This window comes from Burkholderia cepacia, from assembly GCF_029962485.1.
Lineage (GTDB): Bacteria > Pseudomonadota > Gammaproteobacteria > Burkholderiales > Burkholderiaceae > Burkholderia.
The window spans coordinates 444593-463301 of the sequence record NZ_CP073637.1; the positions used below are offsets into that span (position 1 = coordinate 444593).

13 protein-coding genes and 1 pseudogene are annotated in these 18709 nt (G+C 65.2%); 7 read left to right on the forward strand and 7 right to left on the reverse strand.

All coding sequences use genetic code 11. From position 1 onward, the window contains the following. Positions 1–67: 67 nt before the first annotated feature. From KEC55_RS02060 to KEC55_RS02070, 3 genes and pseudogenes are all read left to right on the forward strand, one after another. Positions 68–904 carry a hypothetical protein gene (locus tag KEC55_RS02060; RefSeq protein ID WP_282506529.1) on the forward strand — a complete coding sequence of 279 codons (837 nt, stop codon included), beginning with the start codon at positions 68–70 and terminating at the stop codon, positions 902–904. 131 nt (positions 905–1035) lie between these two features. Beyond that, positions 1036–1887, forward strand: a complete 852-nt coding sequence (locus tag KEC55_RS02065; RefSeq protein ID WP_282506530.1) for a hypothetical protein — start codon at positions 1036–1038, stop codon at positions 1885–1887. Continuing rightward, a pseudogene (locus KEC55_RS02070) lies at positions 1880–4176 on the forward strand (hypothetical protein). Before KEC55_RS02065 ends, KEC55_RS02070 begins: the two are co-directional and overlap by 8 nt. A gap of 93 nt (positions 4177–4269) precedes the next feature. Here the strand turns inward: KEC55_RS02070 and KEC55_RS02085 are convergent. From KEC55_RS02085 to KEC55_RS02100, 4 genes are all read right to left on the reverse strand, one after another. Then, positions 4270–5220: an OmpA family protein gene (locus tag KEC55_RS02085; RefSeq protein ID WP_282506534.1), complete on the reverse strand. Its 951-nt coding sequence runs from the start codon at positions 5218–5220 to the stop codon at positions 4270–4272. A 4-nt stretch (positions 5221–5224) separates the two neighbouring features. Beyond that, a complete protein-coding gene (tagF, locus tag KEC55_RS02090) occupies positions 5225–6214 on the reverse strand; it encodes a type VI secretion system-associated protein TagF (protein WP_176051190.1) in 990 nt (329 codons plus the stop codon). Continuing rightward, complete coding sequence (gene tssM / locus KEC55_RS02095; RefSeq protein WP_282506535.1) at positions 6211–10164, reverse strand: type VI secretion system membrane subunit TssM; 3954 nt, start codon at positions 10162–10164, stop codon at positions 6211–6213. Before tssM ends, tagF begins: the two co-directional genes overlap by 4 nt. 301 nt (positions 10165–10465) lie before the next feature. Further along, positions 10466–11311, reverse strand: coding sequence for a M15 family metallopeptidase (locus tag KEC55_RS02100; protein ID WP_176051188.1), 846 nt, complete (start codon positions 11309–11311; stop codon positions 10466–10468). Positions 11312–11432: 121 nt separating this feature from the next. Between KEC55_RS02100 and KEC55_RS02105 the strand changes: the two genes are divergently transcribed. Together KEC55_RS02105 and KEC55_RS02110 are read left to right on the forward strand one after the other, a co-directional pair. Then, positions 11433–12401, forward strand: coding sequence for a phage tail protein (locus KEC55_RS02105; RefSeq protein ID WP_282506536.1), 969 nt, complete (start codon positions 11433–11435; stop codon positions 12399–12401). 206 nt (positions 12402–12607) lie between these two features. Then, on the forward strand, positions 12608–13636 hold the full coding sequence (locus tag KEC55_RS02110) for a transporter (protein WP_282506537.1): 1029 nt from the start codon (positions 12608–12610) through the stop codon (positions 13634–13636). Between the two features lie 21 nt (positions 13637–13657). On the opposite strand, the gene KEC55_RS02115 is transcribed toward KEC55_RS02110, so the two are convergent. Beyond that, the gene (locus tag KEC55_RS02115; protein WP_282506538.1) at positions 13658–13810 is read right to left on the reverse strand and encodes a DUF1427 family protein; all 153 of its coding nucleotides are present in this window, start codon (positions 13808–13810) and stop codon (positions 13658–13660) included. A 24-nt stretch (positions 13811–13834) separates the two neighbouring features. After that, positions 13835–14812 carry a quinone oxidoreductase family protein gene (locus KEC55_RS02120; protein WP_282506539.1) on the reverse strand — a complete coding sequence of 326 codons (978 nt, stop codon included), beginning with the start codon at positions 14810–14812 and terminating at the stop codon, positions 13835–13837. Between the two features lie 161 nt (positions 14813–14973). Between KEC55_RS02120 and KEC55_RS02125 the strand changes: the two genes are divergently transcribed. Beyond that, positions 14974–15894, forward strand: coding sequence for a LysR family transcriptional regulator (locus KEC55_RS02125; RefSeq protein ID WP_282506540.1), 921 nt, complete (start codon positions 14974–14976; stop codon positions 15892–15894). Positions 15895–16015: 121 nt separating this feature from the next. On the opposite strand, the gene KEC55_RS02130 is transcribed toward KEC55_RS02125, so the two are convergent. After that, positions 16016–18184 (reverse strand): M1 family metallopeptidase, encoded by a 2169-nt coding sequence (locus KEC55_RS02130; RefSeq protein ID WP_282506541.1) that lies wholly within the window; start codon positions 18182–18184, stop codon positions 16016–16018. On the opposite strand from KEC55_RS02130, the gene KEC55_RS02135 reads away from it, so the two are divergent. After that, complete coding sequence (locus KEC55_RS02135) at positions 18183–18404, forward strand: hypothetical protein (protein ID WP_176051181.1); 222 nt, start codon at positions 18183–18185, stop codon at positions 18402–18404. The two genes, KEC55_RS02130 and KEC55_RS02135, sit on opposite strands and share 2 nt — an antisense overlap. The last annotated feature ends 305 nt before the right edge of the window (positions 18405–18709 follow it).

Consider the following 18709-nt stretch of genomic DNA (forward strand, 5'->3'; position numbering starts at 1 on the left):
GAGGCCTGTCAATGTCTGCATGGCGTGCCGAGAGCGATTCAGAAGGGAAACATCAACGAGTAGAGCAATGAGATTGTCGAGTCTGGTAAGTCGTGTTCTGGCCGGGTGCTTGCTCGTGGTGGCCGTGACGGCATGCGGGAAGTCGGAGCCCACCTACAGCGGGATTTCGGTTATTGGCCGCAATTATCTGCCGTACAACATGAGCGGCTTCACCATTACCGACGCGTACGGGAACAAGGCGAGTGGCGGCGGTGATGATCCGCCGGGTGCGGGTGGCGGTAGTGTCAAATGTTGCTACAAGCTGAAGGGCACGGAATTTGTCGTCAAATGGAATTACTACGATGTCGACCAATGGCACCAAGGGGACAAGCAGACGTTCCGTGCCGAGGCGAAGGTGTCGATGCCGCCGTCCCGGTCGCCGGACAATGTGGGTTCCCGCATTTTCGAAGTGCACTTCTTCCCCGACCGGCATGTCGAGTTCCAGTTTCCCGGCCAGATGCTCGAGGATGCACGCCTGCCGATTGTCGATGTCGTGAGATGGGTGAAGCGGTATCAAGGGAAACTGGACAAGCGATACGACGAGCGCGAAGACCAGCAGTTTCGTCGTGTCGCCCGGATCGTGGCGTCTGCGTGGTTGAAATATCGTCTGACCGATCGAGGCGATCTCGAGCAGTATGCGTATTACGCCTTGCTTGTGAACAACCGATTCGATGCGCATCCCGAGGTTCAGCGTGTCCTGCAGGCGGCCGCCGGTAAGCCCGGTACGTTCGCGAAGTCGATGCAGTCTCTGCCGAAGAGCGTGCAGTCGGCGCTGGCGAGCGATAACTTCGAGCCGGCGGTGGTCCCGGTGATTGCGGACGGATTGCTGCCGCCGCCGCGTGTGCCGGAGGTGCGGCATGGCTGAGTCGGGCGCGTTCGATCAGCGGCGCAGCCCGGCCCCCGAGCCGCGCGCGAATGCGATCGATCACAGATGTAAAACAGGCGCTTGCTTGCCACGGAACGGCGTGCGAGGTGTCACTCAGAAGGGAAACATCGATGCATAGAGGAACGAAACTGGCGCGTATGACGGGCCGTGTTCTGGCGACTTGCCTGTTGTTCGCAGCCGTGACAGCCTGTGGTAAATCCGAGCCAACCTACAGCGGGATTTCGGTGATGGGTCGGAATTATCTGCCGTACAACATGAACGGCTTCACCATCACCGATGCTTACGGCAACAAGGCAAGCGGTGGCGGAGACGATCCACCTGGCGCAGGTGGCGGCAGCGTCGCGTGTTGCTACACGCTCAAGGGCACCGAATTTACGGTCAAGTGGAAGTACTACGACGCAGATCGATGGACGATGGACGACTCGCATACTCAGCAAGTCGAGACCAAGATCGCGATGCCGCCGTCAGCCGTTCCGGAGAAAGTCGGCAGCCGTATTCTTGAAGTTCATTTCTATCCGGATCGTCACGTCGAGCTTCAGTTTCCCGGCCAACTTCTGGACGAATCGCGCATTCCGGTCGTGGATGTTTCCCGATGGATGGCGGCGCATTATCAGGAGCAACTGGACAAGAAATTCGACGATACGGATGGGCAGTCGCATCGGCGCATTGCGCGTGTCGTAGCGGCCGCGTGGTTGAAATACCAGCTGACCGACCGGAATGACCTCGATCAGTACGCGTATTTCAGTTTGCTCGTGAACAGTCGATTCGATGCGCATCCGGAGGTGCAGCGGGTCCTGCGGGCAGCGGCTGGAAAGCCCGGTGCGTTCGCCAAATCGATGCAAGCGCTACCGAAGAACGTGTTGTCCGAACTGGCGAGCGGCAAGTTCAGGCCGGTGAACGTACCGACGATTCCCGACGGCCTGGTGCCGCCGCCGCGCACGGAGGAGAAGCAGCATGGCTGAGAGAATCAAGCTCGATCCGGATGACGCGACGCCGATGTCCACGTACATGCAGCTCGTCTGCCAGGACGCGAACATGTACCCGAAAGGGGATTGTCTGCCGTGCGGCGCGACGATCCGCATGGGATTTTTCTTCGATGCATTTGGCAGAAATCGCGATATCGACGACAAGTCGAGCTCTCAATATTCGAACATCTGCCGTTTGTGGGAAGCGCACCGGGACAACGACGACAGGCATCGACCAGTCAATCAGTTCTGGTTCCGCTTCTATTATTCGGGGCTGGGCACACCGCTCAACGAGTCGGCCAAAGCCAACGAGTGGATCAATGCGGGTGTAGCCGCCGCCAAGATGGGCGGCAAGAAGGCGTTGAGCGGAGCGGAGTCGGCCGCCAAGTCGTTCACGCGCGTCAATACCCCAATCAAACAGGCCAGCGTCAAAACGCGTGTCGACGACGTAAAGAAGCAACTCATCGAGAATTTTCTTGAGGGGGATTTTTCGCTTCGACCCATCGACAAGGCATTCCAGGATCTTCGGAAGGATATCGAGCACATTCCCGCGCAGGCGCGGCGGATCATGAATGTGGTGAATGCGTCGCCGGAGCGATATTGGGAGCGCACCAAGGCCACCGGAACGCTGCTGTGGCGTAACGCGAAGAACGATTTCAAGAACAACGTCAAAGGCGCCCCGATGAAGGCGGGCTGGGCAGTTGCCCGCAGTCTTTTTGTCGGCATAGCGATGGAGAACGTGCCGATCGTACGTGACAACTCCGTCATGGCAAAGGCTTTCGGGACGGGGGTCGATACGCGGTTGATTGCAGCCAAGGACCAGTTCGAAGAGGCGTACCACGCCGTCAAGAGGCAGATGCCGAAAGTTCGGGCCATCGAGGTATCGGTGTTCGGCGCGGATCGCGGGTGCGTGCTCGCGCGTGCGTTCATCAACGATCTGGCGGAGAAATACAAGCGCAGGGACGACATGGATCTCGCCATTGACGGCGTATCGATCCAGATCAAGTTTGTCGGCCTGCTCGATGCCGTTTCGTCGGCCATGTCGGAAGAGGCCGGCGAGCTGATCGGCATGGTGCCGTATCTGGGAATGATCAAGACCAGCTACAAGGATCGAGCCCTTGGCATACCGGCCAGTGTGCAGCGCTGCGTTCATTTTGCCGCGGCGCACGAGATGCGCTTTTATCAGCGTCTCGACAGTCTCGAGAAGACCCGTGGCGAGCAATTCCTTTATCCGGGCACGAGTTGCGATGTCGTCGGCGGCGCGCCCAAGGGTTCACTGGGCTTCAATGCCGAGTTGATGCGGATTCCTCTGCGAGACATGCTGCTGGAAGCATTGAAGGCAGGCGCGGTCATGGACACGATGGAGGACCTGCGAGACAAAAAGCCTGACACCTTCCGGAAATTCACGATCGCACAGCCCGATCAACGCGGACGGCAAGCAATACCGAATCAAGCAACTCGTCGATGCTTACTATGCCCTTGTGCCCCGCAAAGCCGGTGTCGACTTCATTGCACACTCGAAGATATTCATGCGCTGGATTGCAGCCCGCTACATGGACCCGGAGTTTCGTCGCACGATTTCGGACCCGGTCGCTGACTGGAAGCGGAACACGAGCGATGCCGACCTGCAGCGCAAGACGACGAAGTCGCAACTCGACTGGGAACTGCAGCGGCAAGGCATCAACATGAGCATGCTGGCCAGCCGCAGCCCGGCGGATCAGGAGAAGGCTGCGGGGGATGAAGGCTGCGAGCGATGCGGCGCAAAAACGTTATGAGAAGCTGATCGCGGAAGCGCCGAATGACTATTCGACGGTCTGGGAGCGTCTCGAGAAAGAGGCGGCAAAGAAGCTGCGCCACGCGTCCTATCAGGAAGGCTGGAAGAAATCCGCAGAGCAAATCCGGAACATGCCGGACTCGTGGGATTCCGACAACAAGGCGAGCGCGGACGCCGTCGAAGCAGCCATGCTGCCCGAACCGCAGATGGAGCTCGTGTCGGCCTGGAAGGAAGGCATCGACGGCAAGCACCCGCTTCCGCCGGACGTGATGGCGCTGTTCGACATGCTCGTTCACGACACGCTGCTGACGAGCTGGCAGGACCATGTGCTGGCACCGTCGCTGTACTTCCGCACGCGGGACAAGGACGAATTCGGTTCGAGCGATCTAGCCAAGGAAGCGAAGCAGCGCCAGAAAGACGATCGCGTCGCCGCACGCATCGACCAGGCTGCCAAGCAGAGCCAGGAATGGGCGAAAAGCTACAAGGGCGGCGCGACGCCTCCCGTCCACTGACGGCCGGCCGCCGCCCATGAAAACGGGCGGCGACATGCCTGTCGCCGCCCGCATCGGATCGCGTGCCGGCTCGCGATGAGCCGGCCGCACGTCTTACTGTCCCACCCGGAACTCGATCCTTCGATTCCGTGCCCGCCCGTCAGCCGTATCGTTCGGCGCAATAGGCTGATCCGGCCCGACGCCCGTCGTCGTCATCTGCTGCGGCGGAATGCTCTTCGTGATCAGGTAACCCTTCACCGCGTCCGCGCGCGCCTGGCTCAGCGCGATGTTCGACGACCGGTTCCCCGAGTTGTCGGTGTGGCCGATGATGTCGACCGTGCGGTTCTGCATCTTCGCGAGCGCGGCCGCCATCTGGTCGAGGATCAGCCGGCCCTGCGGCGTCAGCGTGGCGCTGCCGGTCTCGAACTCGATCGTCCGGTTCGCGAGCGTCTGGTCGAGCACGCCCTGTTCGGACGCCGACACGCGCAGCCCGTTCCTGATCGTGTACGTCGGGTTCAGCGTGTTCGCCATGTCGCTGGCGAGTTGCTGGCGCAACGCTTCGTTGTGCACCTCGCCCTTCATCTCGATCTGCGTGCCGTTGATCTTCAACTGGCCCTTGCTGATCTGCTTGAGCTGCGCGCCGAGCAGCTTCTGCACGTTGGCGCTCCAGTTCGGCGGCGTCGCGACGTCGCCGACCTCGATCTGGTCGACGACGTTCGTCGCGCCGTAGGTATCGCGCAGTTTCTGCAGCACGGCGGCCTTGGTCGCCTCGTCGGGTACCTTGCCGCCGACGACCACCTGGCCGGGCGTCGCGTTCGCGGGCGGCGGCGTGATCGTGCCGGCCGTGCCGTGTACCACCGTGCCGGATGCGGCGCCGGCGTTCGGGTTCGACGACGGCAGCGCGGTCGTGGCGACCGTGCCGTTACCGACAGGCGTGACGGTGGCGCCGGTGTTCTGCGCGAAGGCTGCACTGCTGGCGACGAGGCCCGCGGCGAAGAGGGCGGCGAGGGCGGGCGAGAGGGCGACCGAAAAACGGGGGCGCCGGTCGTGAATCGTGCGATGCATCCCGTCAGCCTCCGATGAACGCTTCGCGGAACGCGTCGATGGCGACGCGCAGCGAGAGTTGCGGTTGGTCGAGGTAGCTGACGAGCTTGCTGATCTGCTGATCGTTTTGCGCATGGGCGTCGATCCACTCGGGATCGTCGATGTCGATGTTGTGGGCGGCGTAGGTCTGCGGGTCGACCACGCTCAGCAGCGTCTTGGCCGACGCGCCGTTGAAGCCGATGACGAGCCGTTCGCGCTCGGCGATCGTGCCGATGAAGATCGCGAGCTCGAAGTCGGCCTGCGCGACGAACGGCGCGATCAGTTCGAGCCAGAACGCGGCGACGAGGCTGCGGTAGAACGGATCGACCGGCAGCGGCAGCGTGAGCCCGCGTTCGATGTGCGACGAGCCGCTTTGCATCACCGGCCGCAGCAGCGAGCCGAGCGCGAGCATCGCGCCGCGCAGCCGCACCGGATGACCGCTTTCGAGCAGCATCTCCTGGAGGCCGTACAGCGACTGGTGTTCGACGAAATCGTTGAAGGTACCGTCATGCGACGTGCCGGGGCCGCCGACGTCGATCGGCACTTGCGTGTCGCCGAGCGCCTGCAGCGCGCCGGGCGGCTCGTCCTTGCCCAGCAGCGGCGGGATCTGCGTGGCGACGCGCGACCACAGCCGTGCGAACGCGAGCGGGCTGCGCGCGAGGAACGCGAGCGGCCGGTCGACCTCGAGCGCGGTTGCGCCGAGGAACGGGAAGCGGCGCATCGACACGTCGTGGCTCGCGACCATGTGGCCCGCAATCGCGAGCTTGCTGCGCGAGCCGAGGAACGCGAAATGCATCGGCTTCGCATCCTCGTAGACGATCTTCCAGCGCGGATCTTCCGCGAGCAGTTCGAGCGCCTGCGCGATCCAGCGGTCGAGCGTCTGCAGCAGCTGCGGATTGTGCGCGCTCTTGACGAAGTCGCCGCGCGACGGAATCTTGCCGAAGTAGGCGATTTGCGCCTGAACGGTTTGCGTCATTGCGCCCCCTGTGCATTCGTTGCGTTGGCGGCCGCCACGGCCGGCGCGGCCGCCGGCGTGCCCGTGCCGGCGGACTGGGTCGCGTTCTGCGCGGCGCCCGCGCTCGCGTCGGCGACCGACGACGGCAGTTGCAGGCCGCGCAGGCTCTGCTGCTGCGGCTGGTCGCTGCCGCCACCGCCGGACGGTTGCGACGTGCTGATGATGCGCATCGTCACCGACACGTTCACGCTGCCCTGCGCCCACGTCAGGTCGAAGGTGCCGTCCGGGCGGCGCTTGCGCTGCGCCGAGTTGATCAGCTTCTCGAGACCGTAGCGGCCCGGTTCGTTGACGAGCTGCACCGTGCGGCCGTCGAAGGTCGTCGCGGACAGTGTCGCGCCCGGCGAGCCCTGCGGGTTCGGCCACACGAAGTTGGTCCACTGCGGCGGCGTGTTGCGGTAGCGCAGTTGCTGGCCGTCGATCGCGATCGTGTATTCCGTCGTGCCCGTGCTCGGCTGCGGCAGGATCTGGAACACGGTCTGCGGCTCGGACGAGGCGGCCGCGCTGCCGGCGGCCCCGCCTGCGAGCGGTGCGACCCAGCGTGCGAAGCCGTTCGTGAAGTCCGGCGTGAGCCCGATGCCCATGTCGCCCCACGTGCGGGCGGCGAGCGTGTCGCCGCGGCGCACGGCGAGCGGCCCGAGCGTCGTGCCGACGAACTTCGCGATCGAGCCGTCCGGACCGAACACCTGGGCGATCTCGCCGGCGCCGGCTTCGACCTTCGCGCTGGCCGCGAACGGGTACTTCGTCGCGAGCGAGTTCTGGAACGGCTGGTAGACCTGCGCGTTCCACACCTTGTTGACTTCGGCGCTGGCCGGCTGGATCACGACGGCGAACGCCTGCATCAGCGGTCGCACGAGCAGCGGACGCAGCGACTTGCGTTGCGAATCGGTGAGGCCCGTCAGCATCTGCTCGTCGACGAGCTTCAGCGAATCGGCGAGCTCCGAACCGTTGCCGTCGAGCGTCTGCTGCATCAGCTGGCGCGCGCCCGGGCCCGGGTCGCCCTGGTTCTTGATCACGTTGAAGCGGGTACGGACCTTCGACAGCGAATCCATGTAGCCCTTGAGCATCGACGTGCCGTCATGCGTCGCGACGATCCGCGCGAGCCCGATGAACTCCTGGCCGATCGGACCCATCGGCACCTCGGCCGGGTTGCCGTTGATGTCGATGTTGGCGGCTGCCACCTGGCCGGCCTGCGAGCGCGAGAACAGTTGCTTGAACCAGTTCACGACGCCCGTCTGCGCCTTCTTGATCGTCACGTTCGCGAGCGACGGGTTGTCCCACGACGTCTGGTCGTACGCGGTCTCGAGGATCTTGCGGATCGGCGAGTCCTGCGGGTCGCCGAGGCGGTTCATCCCGTCGACAGCCTGGCCGAAGCTGCTGAAACCCTGCACGGCGATGCCCTGCATGAACTTCTGCCAATGCTGCGCGTACTCGGTCTTGTACATGCCGACGAGCGTCTTCTGGATCTGCTCGGGGCTGCCCTCGAGCGTCAGGTCGTCCTGCGTCGACGTGTTCAGCACCCAGTCCTTCGCCTGCAGTTCCTTGGTCGCCGCGTCGCGGATCGCCGGCTGCACGTAGTCGAACCACGCTTCGCGCGTGAACGTGCCCGGAATCGCGTAGCTACCCGCCACGAGCGACTGGTTGCCGTCGCCGACAATGCGCGCGATGGTCATCGGCGCGAAGCGGGTCGACGCGCGCGCCTTGATTTCCTCGTAGACGCGCTGGCGGGCCGGCATGCCGCGCACGACGCGGCGCAGGTTCTCGCGGGTCTGGTCGACGAGCGCGAGGTTCGCGTCGATCATCGGCCAGTCGTTGTCGTTCACGCGGGACAGGTAGAACGAGATCATGCGCTCGGCGCTCTTGATCATCTCGTCACGCGGCATGTTGCCGCGATTCGTCTCGAGCCAGCCGCGCCAGAAGCGGGCGAGCTGGTCGGTCAGGTGTGCCTGCTCGACGTGACGCTTGTCGGACAGCATCAGGTACGTCTTCAGCGCGTTGTACGCGTCCTGCACGTTGGTCGGCGACGCGTCGCTGTAGAGGCCGCCCTGCGGTGCGGCCGGTTGTTGTGCCGTTGCGGCGGCCGGTGCGGTACCGGACGCGGCCAGTGCGGCGCCGGCCGTCGGCGCGGCGCCTGCCGCATTCGTCGAGACCGGAATCGCACCACCCTGCACGGCGCCCGATTCGGGCGGGCGCGTCATCGGCACGAGCTGTTCGGGGTGCGCGTTCACGTCCTTCATGAACGACGCGAGGTTCTGCGACACGGGGGCCAGCAGGATCTGGCGCACGCCGTTGTAGTACTCGGTCAGCAGGTGCTGCTCGAGACGGTCGCCCTGGTACAGGCCGAGCGACACCGACAGCGGCTTGTCGCGGCGGAACTGCTCGAGCTGTTCGATCCGGTCTTCGAGGATGTCCATCGCCTGCAGGCGCGACTGCAGGTCGTTGCGGCCCTGCTGCAGGCGCGTGACGTTGTCGAGGTCGGCCTGCACGTTCGACACGAGCTGCTGGTTGCCGATCGTCGACCAGGTCCAGCCGCCGAGCGCGATCGCGAGCGCCGCGACGAAACCGAAGAAGGTCGCATAGCGCAGCCGCGTCTTGGTCGGGCTCGCGAACTGGCGCACCGTCTGGCGGTCGGCGAAGATCACCTTCGAGAACAGGTCGCGCAGGAAGAAGCCGTTCTTCGAGAAGGCGCTGTGCGGTTTCGGCAGCGCGGTTCCGTCGAGGCCGAAGCGGTGCGCGATGCGCTGCGCGGCCGCGCTGTTGGTTTCGCCTTCCTGCAGCGCGCTGGTGAAGTAGAAGCCGCGGAAGATCGGCTTGTACTGGAACGGGTTGTTCTCGAACAACGTGGCGAGGAACGCGCGCAGCGACGGCTTGATCGTCGAGAATTCGAGCGGGAAGCTCAACTGGCCCGGCGACAGCTGGTTGCCGCGCGACAGCGACAGCTGTGCGACGCTGATTTCCTTCAGCCCTTCGTAGAGTTCCTCGAAGTGCGTGTCGAACTGCGCAACCACGTCGCGCTTGTCGTCGGGCTCGTAGGGCAGGGTGGCGCCCCACACGCGGTCGTACTCGTGCTTGTCGCTGCTGCTGAAGAATTCGGTGAAGCCGGTGATCAGGTCGGCCTTCGTGAACATCACGTAGACCGGCGCGAACACTTCCAGCTTTTCCGTCAGCTCCTGAACGCGCTGACGGAGGTTTTTCGCGAGGTTGATGGCGAATTCGGGACGGTTGCCGGTGAGTTCGGCGATGCTCGCGGTGACGATGATGCCGTTGATCGGCGCCTTCGGACGATAACGCTTGAGCAGGCCGAGGAAGCCGAGCCACTCGCTGCGGTCTTCCTCGTGCACCGAATAGCGGCCGGCCGTGTCGAGCAGGATCCCTTCGGTCGTGAAGAACCAGTCGCAGTTACGCGTGCCGCCGATGCCGTGGATCACGGCGCTGTTCTTGTCCGCGAACGGGAACTGCAGGCCGGAGTTGAGCACGGCGCTGCTCTTGCCCGCAGCCGGGTTGCCGATCACGATGTACCACGGCAGTTCATACAGCGCGGAGCCGCCCGACACCTGGCCGATCTTCGACGTCTTGATCGTCTTCACCGCATCCGACAGGCGCGTGCGCAGCACGTCGAGGTCGGCGGTCTTCGAATCGGGGGCGAGCGCGGCGGCGGCGGGCGCGGCGATCTTGCCGGTTTCCGCCTGCTCCTCGAGCACCTGGCCGAGCTGCTGGTTCGCGCGCTTCACGCGCCAGCGGCGCCACAGCGCGACGACGAGCCACAGCGCGAGGATCGCCGCGAACGCGATCGCCGCCCACAGGAGCGGCAGCTGCAGCATGTCGGCGACGATGAAGAGGATCGCCGCTAGCGCGACGATCCCGACAATCGAGAGCGTACGCGGATGAGTCAGCACGTTGAGGATGCGTTGCATAGGACGTTCAGGTTCCGGTGCGATTCGGTGAGGCGACGCAGGCGCGCCGAGCGGCAAGGGTGGCGCCGCGATGTGTCGCCATGCTGTCAAACGGGATGAAGGGGGCTGGCATCAATGCGCCCGCGGCATCGGAGAAGGCGCGCGCATTAATGAAAGGACGCTGTGAGATTTAAAACGGAAGCGGCGGCCGGAAAAAATCGCGCACTGGAATGCCCGATTTTTTGCGTCGCCCATATCGTTTCCTGCCGGGATATTAAAAAGCCCCATGCCGCCCTCATTATTTCCTGTCCGGCAGCCCTGGCTAGCTGCCGCGTCCCAGTTTAAAACCGGGTTTATGGTATTCAACGTGCCCGAGATCCATCATTTTCCATCGGCCGCCCCAGGTCAGGCCGACTTGTTCGGCGACCTGGCCGTACAACTGGTAGCCGCGCATCGCCCAGGGATCTTTCTCGGAAATGACCAGCTTGCCGTCACGCAGGAATGCGTTGTCGGCCGCCAGCCCGAATTGGTGATAACTCTGGAAGGCTGCCGCGTTGGTCACGTTGCCGCCCATCGCCGCCAGCCGGTTCTGCCGTTCCGGGCTTCGGTACCCTTCCAGCAGCGCCATTTCATAACCGTGTTGTTCGTGCATGATCTTGTAGACCAGCAGCAAACGCGTACGGAAATCCGGATCCAGCAGGTTCCAGTCGCGGCTCGCATCCTTCAGCGCCGGGCGTATCTGCTCGACTTCCTTGGTGGCGAAGACTTCCGGCGGCAGCGGCGGTGGCGGAACGAGCTGCTCGCCCTGCAGCAGCGCGGCGATTTTCTCGTCGGGCACGCGCGCCGTGTCGTCGTACTGGAACAATTGCCGGCCGCGTAAAGCAATGGCGACCAATGGCGGCGTCGCAAGAATACCTGCCGATACCATAATCATCAAGCGCCGGCGAACCAGTAAATTTTGCACATCGTTTAATGCGCCGCGCGTAACGCTTGCCGATTTAACAATCTGACTCCGCGTACGCGCGGCGCGATCGTTCGCACGGCGCGTAAGACGGCCGTGAAACTGGGCGACGGATTCGAAAACGGTCGCGCGGATACCCGGTAAAAGCAACAGTGCCGCAACCGCTACGGCAAGGGCGAAATAGGCGACGAGTGCGACGGCAATCAAAGAAATCCCCGGAAATTGGAATTGATTGTGTTTTGCAATGCTTGCTCTTAGAATCAGGCTGCTTCGAGAGGCCGGGCTATATTATCGCGGTGAATTAAACCAGGATTCAATGAGACGCTGAATGAGTGCGCCGGAAAATTCAAATTCGAAAACTCCGCCCAGCCTGCTGTCCGATACGAAACCGGCAGGCGAGGGAGGACCTCAGCAGTCGCGCATTCTCGCGAATCTGGAAGGCCGTGTCACGCCGCCCGCCGAACCGCCGCGCCGTTCGCTGAAGGCGCCGATCGCCGCCGTCGTCGCACTGGTGGTCGCTGTCGGCGGCTGGGGCGCATGGCGCATGCAGCAGCATTCGGGCGAACAGGTCGCCGCCGTGACGGCCGCCGAGCCCGCGGCAGCCGCGCCGGCCAAGGCCGCACCGGCCAGCAACGCCGCCGTGCAGGTCGCGCAGAATGGCGCATCCGCCGCGTCCGCCGTCCAGCCGGCCACGATCGTCAACGACGATTCGGCTTCCCAGACCGTTGCATCCGCATCGGCCGCGTCCGCCGCGGACGGCAGCCGCCTGTCGCGTGCGCTGGCCAATGGCGCCGACGACGCATCGGGCGCAGCCACGGCCGGTGCAGCCGCAGCCGCCACGGCCGCCGCTGTCGCGACGACCAGGACCGCGAAGGCCGACACCACGAAGAGCACGAAGGTCGCGGCCCATGGCAAGGCCGACACGAAGGCCGATGCAAAGGCCGAGGCCCGCAAGCATCGCAAGGAACAAGAGGCGGAGCTCGCGCAGGCCAAGAAGCGCCGCGATGCGACGTCGACCCGTACCGCGAAGGCGGCCGGGAAGGACGATCCGGATGCCGACCTGCTCGCGGCGCTCGTTGCGCGCACGAAGCCGGCCGACAAGAAACTCGCCGCGCAGAAGGGGCAGGTCGTGCCGACCAAGACGGCAGCGACGACCGGCTCGCTCGGGTCGCGCGTGAAGGAGTGTTCGGAGCGCGGTTTCTTCGAAGATCAGCTGTGCCGCTGGCGCGTGTGTGACGGCCACTGGGGCAAGGACCCCGCGTGCCCGAGCGCCGCACAGTCGGAGACGCGGCAGTAACGCGTCTTGCGCTTGCCGCCATGCATGGTCCGCGCCGCCCGTTGGGCGGCGCGTTGCTTTTGGGGCCACGAAGCTGCCGGTATGATGCGGCCTGATGCTGTCACGAGAGCGTCACGCCCGTCGGGCATACGTCTCCTTTCTTTTCCCGGCGCGGGCCCGCGACCCGCGATGTGCGGCGCGTCGCGCGCCGCACGACCTTCGACACGATGGACCTGATCGTACAGACTTACGGCGCCGATACGTCCGGCATGGTGTGCGGCTTCCGCTTCGTCCCGGGCGGCTCCGGCGCGACGCTCGATGCCGACGCGGCCGCCGCGTGGCTGCGCACGTGCCGCGCGCACGGTGCGGGCGCGTCGGGCGATTTCGTCTGGCTGCACTTCAATCTCGCGCATGGCGCGAGCGAGCGCTGGATGCGCACGCATCTCGGGCTGCCCGACAGTTTCTTCGAATTTCTCCACGAAGGGTCGCGTTCGACCCGCATCGAGCAGGAAGACGGCGCGCTGCGCGCGATCGTCAACGACGTGATGTTCAACCTCGAACTGACGCCGTCGGAGATTGCGACGCTGTTCGTCCACGTCGAGCAGCGCATCATGGTGACCGCGCGGCTCAAGCCGCTGCGCTCGGTCGACACGCTGCGCGCATGCGTGCGCGACGGCGAGCAGTTCAGGTCGCCCGCGGAACTGCTCGTGCACCTGCTGCGCGACCAGGCCGACCTGCTGATCCAGATCATGCGGCGCACGAGCGTCGACGTCGACCGCATCGAGGATCGCTTCCTGTCGCAGCGGCTCACGTCGAGCCGCATCGAGCTCGGTGCGATGCGCCGCACGCTGACGCGCCTGCAGCGCATGCTCGCGCCCGAACCCGGGTCGATCTTCCGGCTGCTCGCGAAGCCGCCCGCGTGGTTGCATCTGGAAGACGTGCAGGAGCTGCGCGAGTCGACCGAAGAGTTTTCGCTGGTGCTTGCCGATCTGGCGGGGCTCAACGAGCGGATCAAGCTGTTGCAGGAAGAGATCGGCTCGCGTCTGGACGAGCAAAACAACCGGACGCTGTTCACGCTGACGCTCGTGACCGTGATCGCCTTGCCGATCAACATCGTCGCCGGCTTCTTCGGGATGAACGTCGGCGGCGTGCCGTTCTCGGAAAACAAGCACGGCTTCTGGCTGATGGTGCTGCTGGTCGCGGGCTTCACCGGGCTCGCCGCATGGTGGGCGTTCCGGCGTCGCGGCGACCGCTAGCGCGGCAGCCGCATCGGCACGTCAACGCAGCAGCGCGATCGCGCGCTCGCCGATCACCATCCCGAGCAGGCCGACGAGCGCGACCAGCGGCGGGGCTGGCGAGCGCACGTTCAGCAGCGCGTACAGCACGCCGACGCCGAGGCCCGCCGCGAGCGAGGTCACGTAATCCGTCATGGCAGCCTCCCGTATGGTCCGGCGTCAGGGCTTGAGGATCACGCGCTCGCGCGCACCGGCCAGCACCGCGCGGTATGCGTCGTGCGCGCGGTCGAGCGGGTACACGTAGTCGTCGCCGATCGGGAACGGTCGCAGCGTGCCGTTGCCGAAACCGGACGCGAGCGTGTCGAGGATCTGCGCGACCGCGGCACCGCCGAGCTGCAGCGAATCGACCCCCACGAACGTATGCTGGCCGCGATAGAACGCGAAGATGTCGAACGGCACGCTGCGGTCGATCGTCGAGATGAAGATCTGCCGTGCACCGATCGCCATCGACGCGTTCGCGGCTTCGAAATACGGGCTGCCGACCGTGTTGTAGACGATGTCCGCGCCGTGGCCGCCGGTCGCCGCGCGCACCGCATCGGCCACCGGTTCTTTCGACGCGTCGATCATGTGCACGTCGCCCGATGCGTGGCCGCGATAGCCGCCTGGGCTGCGCTCGACGCCGATCACGGTCGCGCCATGTGCGGTCGCGAGCTGGATCGCGGCCTGGCCGACCTTGCCGTTCGCACCGAACACGAGCACGACGTCGCCGGCCGCCGGCATGCCGGCCCGGCGCAAGCCTTCGTACGCGGTGACGAACGGCACGCCGACGCCGGCTGCTTCGTCGAGCGTCAGCACGGCCGGCTTGCGGCGCACCTGCGCCGCATCAAGCACGAGCCATTCCGCGTGCGAGCCGTTGCGTCCGACGCCGAGATCGCCGCCCGAGCCCCACACCGGCGCGCCGATCCAGCCGTCCGGGCCGCTGCGCACGATGCCGGCCCAGTCGCGCCCGGGCGTGCGCGGCCACACCGCGTGCGGCATGCGGCCGAGCGCGGCCTTCACGTCGCTCGGGTTCACGCCGGCCGCGCGCACCTCGATCAGCATCTGGCCGTCGGCCGGGACGGGTGTGTCGAGTTCCCGGACGCGCGCGTCGAGCGACTCGATGTCGGCGGCGGGGGCGTCGAAGCGGATGCTGCGCATGATGATCTCCGTGACGGATGGCTGCCGTGCGACCCGGCGGGCCGGCGCGTGCAGCGGATGAAAAGGATGAGTGCAGTCTAGTCGGCCCGATTTGACGCGGAAACAGGCAAAAGCGGATGATTGCTTTGCGATAAACGCATAGCCAAATCCGAAGGCCCCGCATGGACGACTTCCTTACCCCGCATCTCGCGCTGTTCGTCGATGTGGTCGATCAGCAGAGCTTCTCGGCGGCCGCGCGCCGGCTCGGCGTCGCCGCGTCGTCGGTTACGCGGCGCATCGACCGCCTCGAGGCACAGCTCGGCATCCGCCTCCTGCATCGCACCACGCACGCGCTGCGGCCGACCGAGGCCGGGCAGCTGCTGTACGGGCGCGCGACGCGGATGCTGGCCGAACTGCGCGGCTTGCAGGAGGACCTGCACAGCCAGCGCGACGAGCCGAGCGGACTGTTGCGCGTCGACTGTCCGGCGCCGTTCGGCCGGCGGCACCTGATGGCGGCGCTGGCCGCGTTCATGCAGCGTCACCCGGCGCTGCAGGTCGACCTGGTGCTGACCGACAGCATGGTCGACCTGCAGGGTGCGCGGCTCGGCTCCGACGTCGATCTCGCGGTGCGCATCGGCCCGCTCGAGGACACGCGCCTGGTCGCGACCGTGCTCGCGCCGCAGCGGCGCGTGCTGTGTGCGAGTACGGCCTACCTCGCGCGGCGCGGCGAGCCCGAATCGCCGGACGCGCTCGCCGGCCACGACTGTCTCGCGTGGCACGGCGCGCCGCCGCCGGGTGCGTGGCGCTTCGGCGAGCGTCGCCATGTCCCGGCGCAACCGCGGTTTCGCAGCAATCATTCGGAGGCGTTGCTCGAAGCGGCGCTCGAGGGGCTCGGTCTCGCGCATCTGCCGACCTGGCTCGCGGGGGACGCGCTGCGCGACGGGCGGTTGCGTGCGGTGCTGCCGCAGTACGCTGCGACGCCCGAGCCGGCGACGATCCACGTGCTGCGCCAGCAGGCGCGCGGCAGCGCACGGACGTCGAAACTCGTCGCATTCCTCGCGTCGTGGTTCGCGCAGCCGGCGTGGGATGCCGCGTGGGCATGACGGCGGGCAGGCACCGTACGGAAAGAAAAAAGGGCCTCGCATGCGAGGCCCGTCAAAGGTCGGAGAAGCCGGTACGCCGGCCGGCGCCGCAGGCTGCGCGGCGCCGGCCGGATGCGCACCGTTACTGCGTCACTACCTTGCGCGGCTTGAAGACGCCCTGGTAGTGCAGTGCCGGGCGCTCCTTCGTCGTCAGCTCGACGCCGCCGAAGGTCGGCGTCTGGCGCAGCTTCATCGCGGCCGGCGAAGCCACCGAGCCGATCGACGTCGAGCGCGATGCCGGTGCGAGGTTGTTCGCGACGAGCAGCGCGGCTTCGCTCTTCAGGTTCGCCAGCAGGACCGGATCGGTCGAGCCGTTGACCTGCGTGAGCAGCCCGCTCCAGGCCGCGTCGCTGTAGTTCACGACGTAGTAGTCAAGACCGCTCGGGTCGGCGACCACGCCCGTGCAGCCGTCGATCCGCGTCTGCGTCTGCGTGTCCTTCAGCGCGAGCGTCGTGCGTTTCGCGAGACCCTGACCGTACGCGAGCGTGATCGGCACCGTCCACTGCAGGCCCGGATACGCGTTCTTGTTCGGGAACGGCTGCTGTTTCAGCGTGATGACCGTCTGGTTCTTCGTCAGGTCGCACTGCGTGTCGAGCGAGATCAGCGGGACACCGGTCTGGCGCACGTAGCTGTCGCCGATCGGGCCGACCGCCTGGCCGCTTTCCTTCGACAGCGCATCCCACAGACGCTTCGGCGTGCCGTTGCCGAACGAGTAGTCGACGAGGTACTGCTGCAGACCCTTGCGCAGCGTCTGTTCGCCGAGATAGTTCTCGAGCGTCTTCAGCACGTGGCCGCCCTTGTCGTACGTGAACGCGCTGGCGCTCAGCACGAAATCGTTCGACGCCCAGTCGTTGAAGTTCGGCGCGACCGGGAACGCGTTCGGGCCGATGTCACGATTGATCACGCGATACTTGTTCTTCACCTGGTCGAGCCAGCTGAACTCGTTGGGGAAGAACTGGATCGTCGTCTTCGTTTCGAAGAACGTCGCGAACGATTCGTTGAGCCATACGTTGTCCCACCAGTCGGTCGTGACGAGATCGCCGAACCACTGGTGCGCGACTTCGTGCGTCAGCACCTCGTTGCCGTAGTGCGACATCGGCTGGCCCGGCTGCGGCAGGATGTCGTCGGCGAACTCGAGGATCGACCCCCAGTTCTCCATCCCGCCGAAGTTCAGGTCCTTCTGCTCCTTGAACGCGTCGTTCGCGGCCACCGTGTCGAACTTCGTCAGCGGCAGTGCGATGCCCGTGTAGCGGTAGTAGAAGTCGAGCGCCTGCTTGGTGCGATCCATCGCCGGCTTCGCCCAGTCGCTCATGCCCGGCGGCGTGAACACGCGCAGGTGCAGGCCGCCCTTGCCGCCCGGCAGCGGGCTCGTGAAGTCGTCCTCGTAGGTGTCGAACAGGCCGCCGCCGAAGAACAGCAGGTACGACGGCATCGGCGGGGTCTTCTCGAACTGCACGAGCTTGTAGCCGCCGCCGACATTGGTCGACGGCTTCTCGGCCGCGTTCGACACGACGCGCCAGCTCGACGGCACTTCGGCCGTCACTTCATAGGTCGGGCGGAAGGCCGGTTCGTCCCAGCCGGGGAACCACTGGCGCGACAGGTTGGTTTCGCCCTGCGTCAGGATCGCGCCGCTCGTCTTGCCGTCGGTGCCCTTCAGGTCGACGCGGAAGATGCCTTCCGCGGCCGAGCAGCCCGGATACGGATCGTCTCCGCAGCTGCCGCCCGTCTTCGCGACCGGATCGTCGTACGACTTGAAGTTGATGATGCCCGACCACTCCATGTGCAGCGAGTAGTTGCCCGGCGAGATCGTGCCGCTCACGGGGCGCAGCTGATAGAAGTCGCCCTTGTCCTGCGGCGTCGCGATCAGCTGGATGTTGCCCGGCTGCAGCGTGATGCGGCCGTTCGTGAACTTGATCCGGTGGCCGGCGATCACGATGTTGTTGACCGGCTTCAGCACCTTGATTTCGACATCTGCACGGCCGTCGAACGCGTTCAGCGCCTCGTTCGGGCGGAACCACAGCCGGTAGTTCACCGGTACCACGGTGGCCGGCAACTCGACAGGCGACACGCTCTTGTCGACGTTGGATGCGCTCGGCGGCGCGGTGACGGCGGGCGACGAGCCCGTATGCGGCGCGCCGGCGGAGCTGAGCGCGGAAGCGGAGCCTGCACCGCCGTCGTCGCCGCCGCACCCGGCGAGCGCCAGGGCGGCGACGAGCGGCAGATAACGCATCTTGCGAATATGAATCGACATGACTGAAACCTCGATTGTAGAAAGAATCGTTCAGTGCTGCGAAAACGCCGGCAAAAGCAATCCCCTCGCCGTTAATCAACGGCGAAAAAATGGCAATGACGGATTATTCGGAAAGACGGTAGCCGACTACGTGAAGGTAATCATGGTTTACTGCCCCCTCTGGATTTCCGGATATTGGTTAACTTGTCAGTTCAAAATGGCCGGGCGCGTGTTGTACTGAATTGATTTCGCGCGCACGACACGGGGCCGCACGCCCGGCGTGGGCGCGCAATCCCTTTGAACCGACGACCTACGGGGCTGGCCGGGCCAGTCCGCAGGACGGAAGGAAGGCGTGTTGCCGTTCCGTAAATTCACCGTCATGCGGCTTCAAGGTTTGTCGGCTTGCTCCAAGGATGCGTAAATATACTTGATGGTTTTGGGTAAAGGAAACGAAAAATTTAGAAAGAGCATCTATTGAATTCTTGGCGCTTCATTGAATGCTGGAAGTCATTAATTCGCTTTCCGTTTAGCTGTCGAATTCGTAGT

What these genes read in the sequence shown, in the direction of transcription:
- KEC55_RS02060 (WP_282506529.1), top strand. Translation starts at nt 68, where the DNA reads ATGAGATTGTCGAGTCTGGTAAGTCGTGTTCTGGCCGGGTGCTTGCTC.
- KEC55_RS02065 (WP_282506530.1), top strand. Translation starts at nt 1,036, where the DNA reads ATGCATAGAGGAACGAAACTGGCGCGTATGACGGGCCGTGTTCTGGCG.
- KEC55_RS02085 (WP_282506534.1), bottom strand. Translation starts at nt 5,220, where the DNA reads ATGCATCGCACGATTCACGACCGGCGCCCCCGTTTTTCGGTCGCCCTC.
- tagF (WP_176051190.1), bottom strand. Translation starts at nt 6,214, where the DNA reads ATGACGCAAACCGTTCAGGCGCAAATCGCCTACTTCGGCAAGATTCCG.
- tssM (WP_282506535.1), bottom strand. Translation starts at nt 10,164, where the DNA reads ATGCAACGCATCCTCAACGTGCTGACTCATCCGCGTACGCTCTCGATT.
- KEC55_RS02105 (WP_282506536.1), top strand. Translation starts at nt 11,433, where the DNA reads ATGAGTGCGCCGGAAAATTCAAATTCGAAAACTCCGCCCAGCCTGCTG.
- KEC55_RS02110 (WP_282506537.1), top strand. Translation starts at nt 12,608, where the DNA reads ATGGACCTGATCGTACAGACTTACGGCGCCGATACGTCCGGCATGGTG.
- KEC55_RS02115 (WP_282506538.1), bottom strand. Translation starts at nt 13,810, where the DNA reads ATGACGGATTACGTGACCTCGCTCGCGGCGGGCCTCGGCGTCGGCGTG.
- KEC55_RS02120 (WP_282506539.1), bottom strand. Translation starts at nt 14,812, where the DNA reads ATGCGCAGCATCCGCTTCGACGCCCCCGCCGCCGACATCGAGTCGCTC.
- KEC55_RS02125 (WP_282506540.1), top strand. Translation starts at nt 14,974, where the DNA reads ATGGACGACTTCCTTACCCCGCATCTCGCGCTGTTCGTCGATGTGGTC.
- KEC55_RS02135 (WP_176051181.1), top strand. Translation starts at nt 18,183, where the DNA reads ATGACTGAAACCTCGATTGTAGAAAGAATCGTTCAGTGCTGCGAAAAC.
- KEC55_RS02130 (WP_282506541.1), bottom strand. Translation starts at nt 18,184, where the DNA reads ATGTCGATTCATATTCGCAAGATGCGTTATCTGCCGCTCGTCGCCGCC.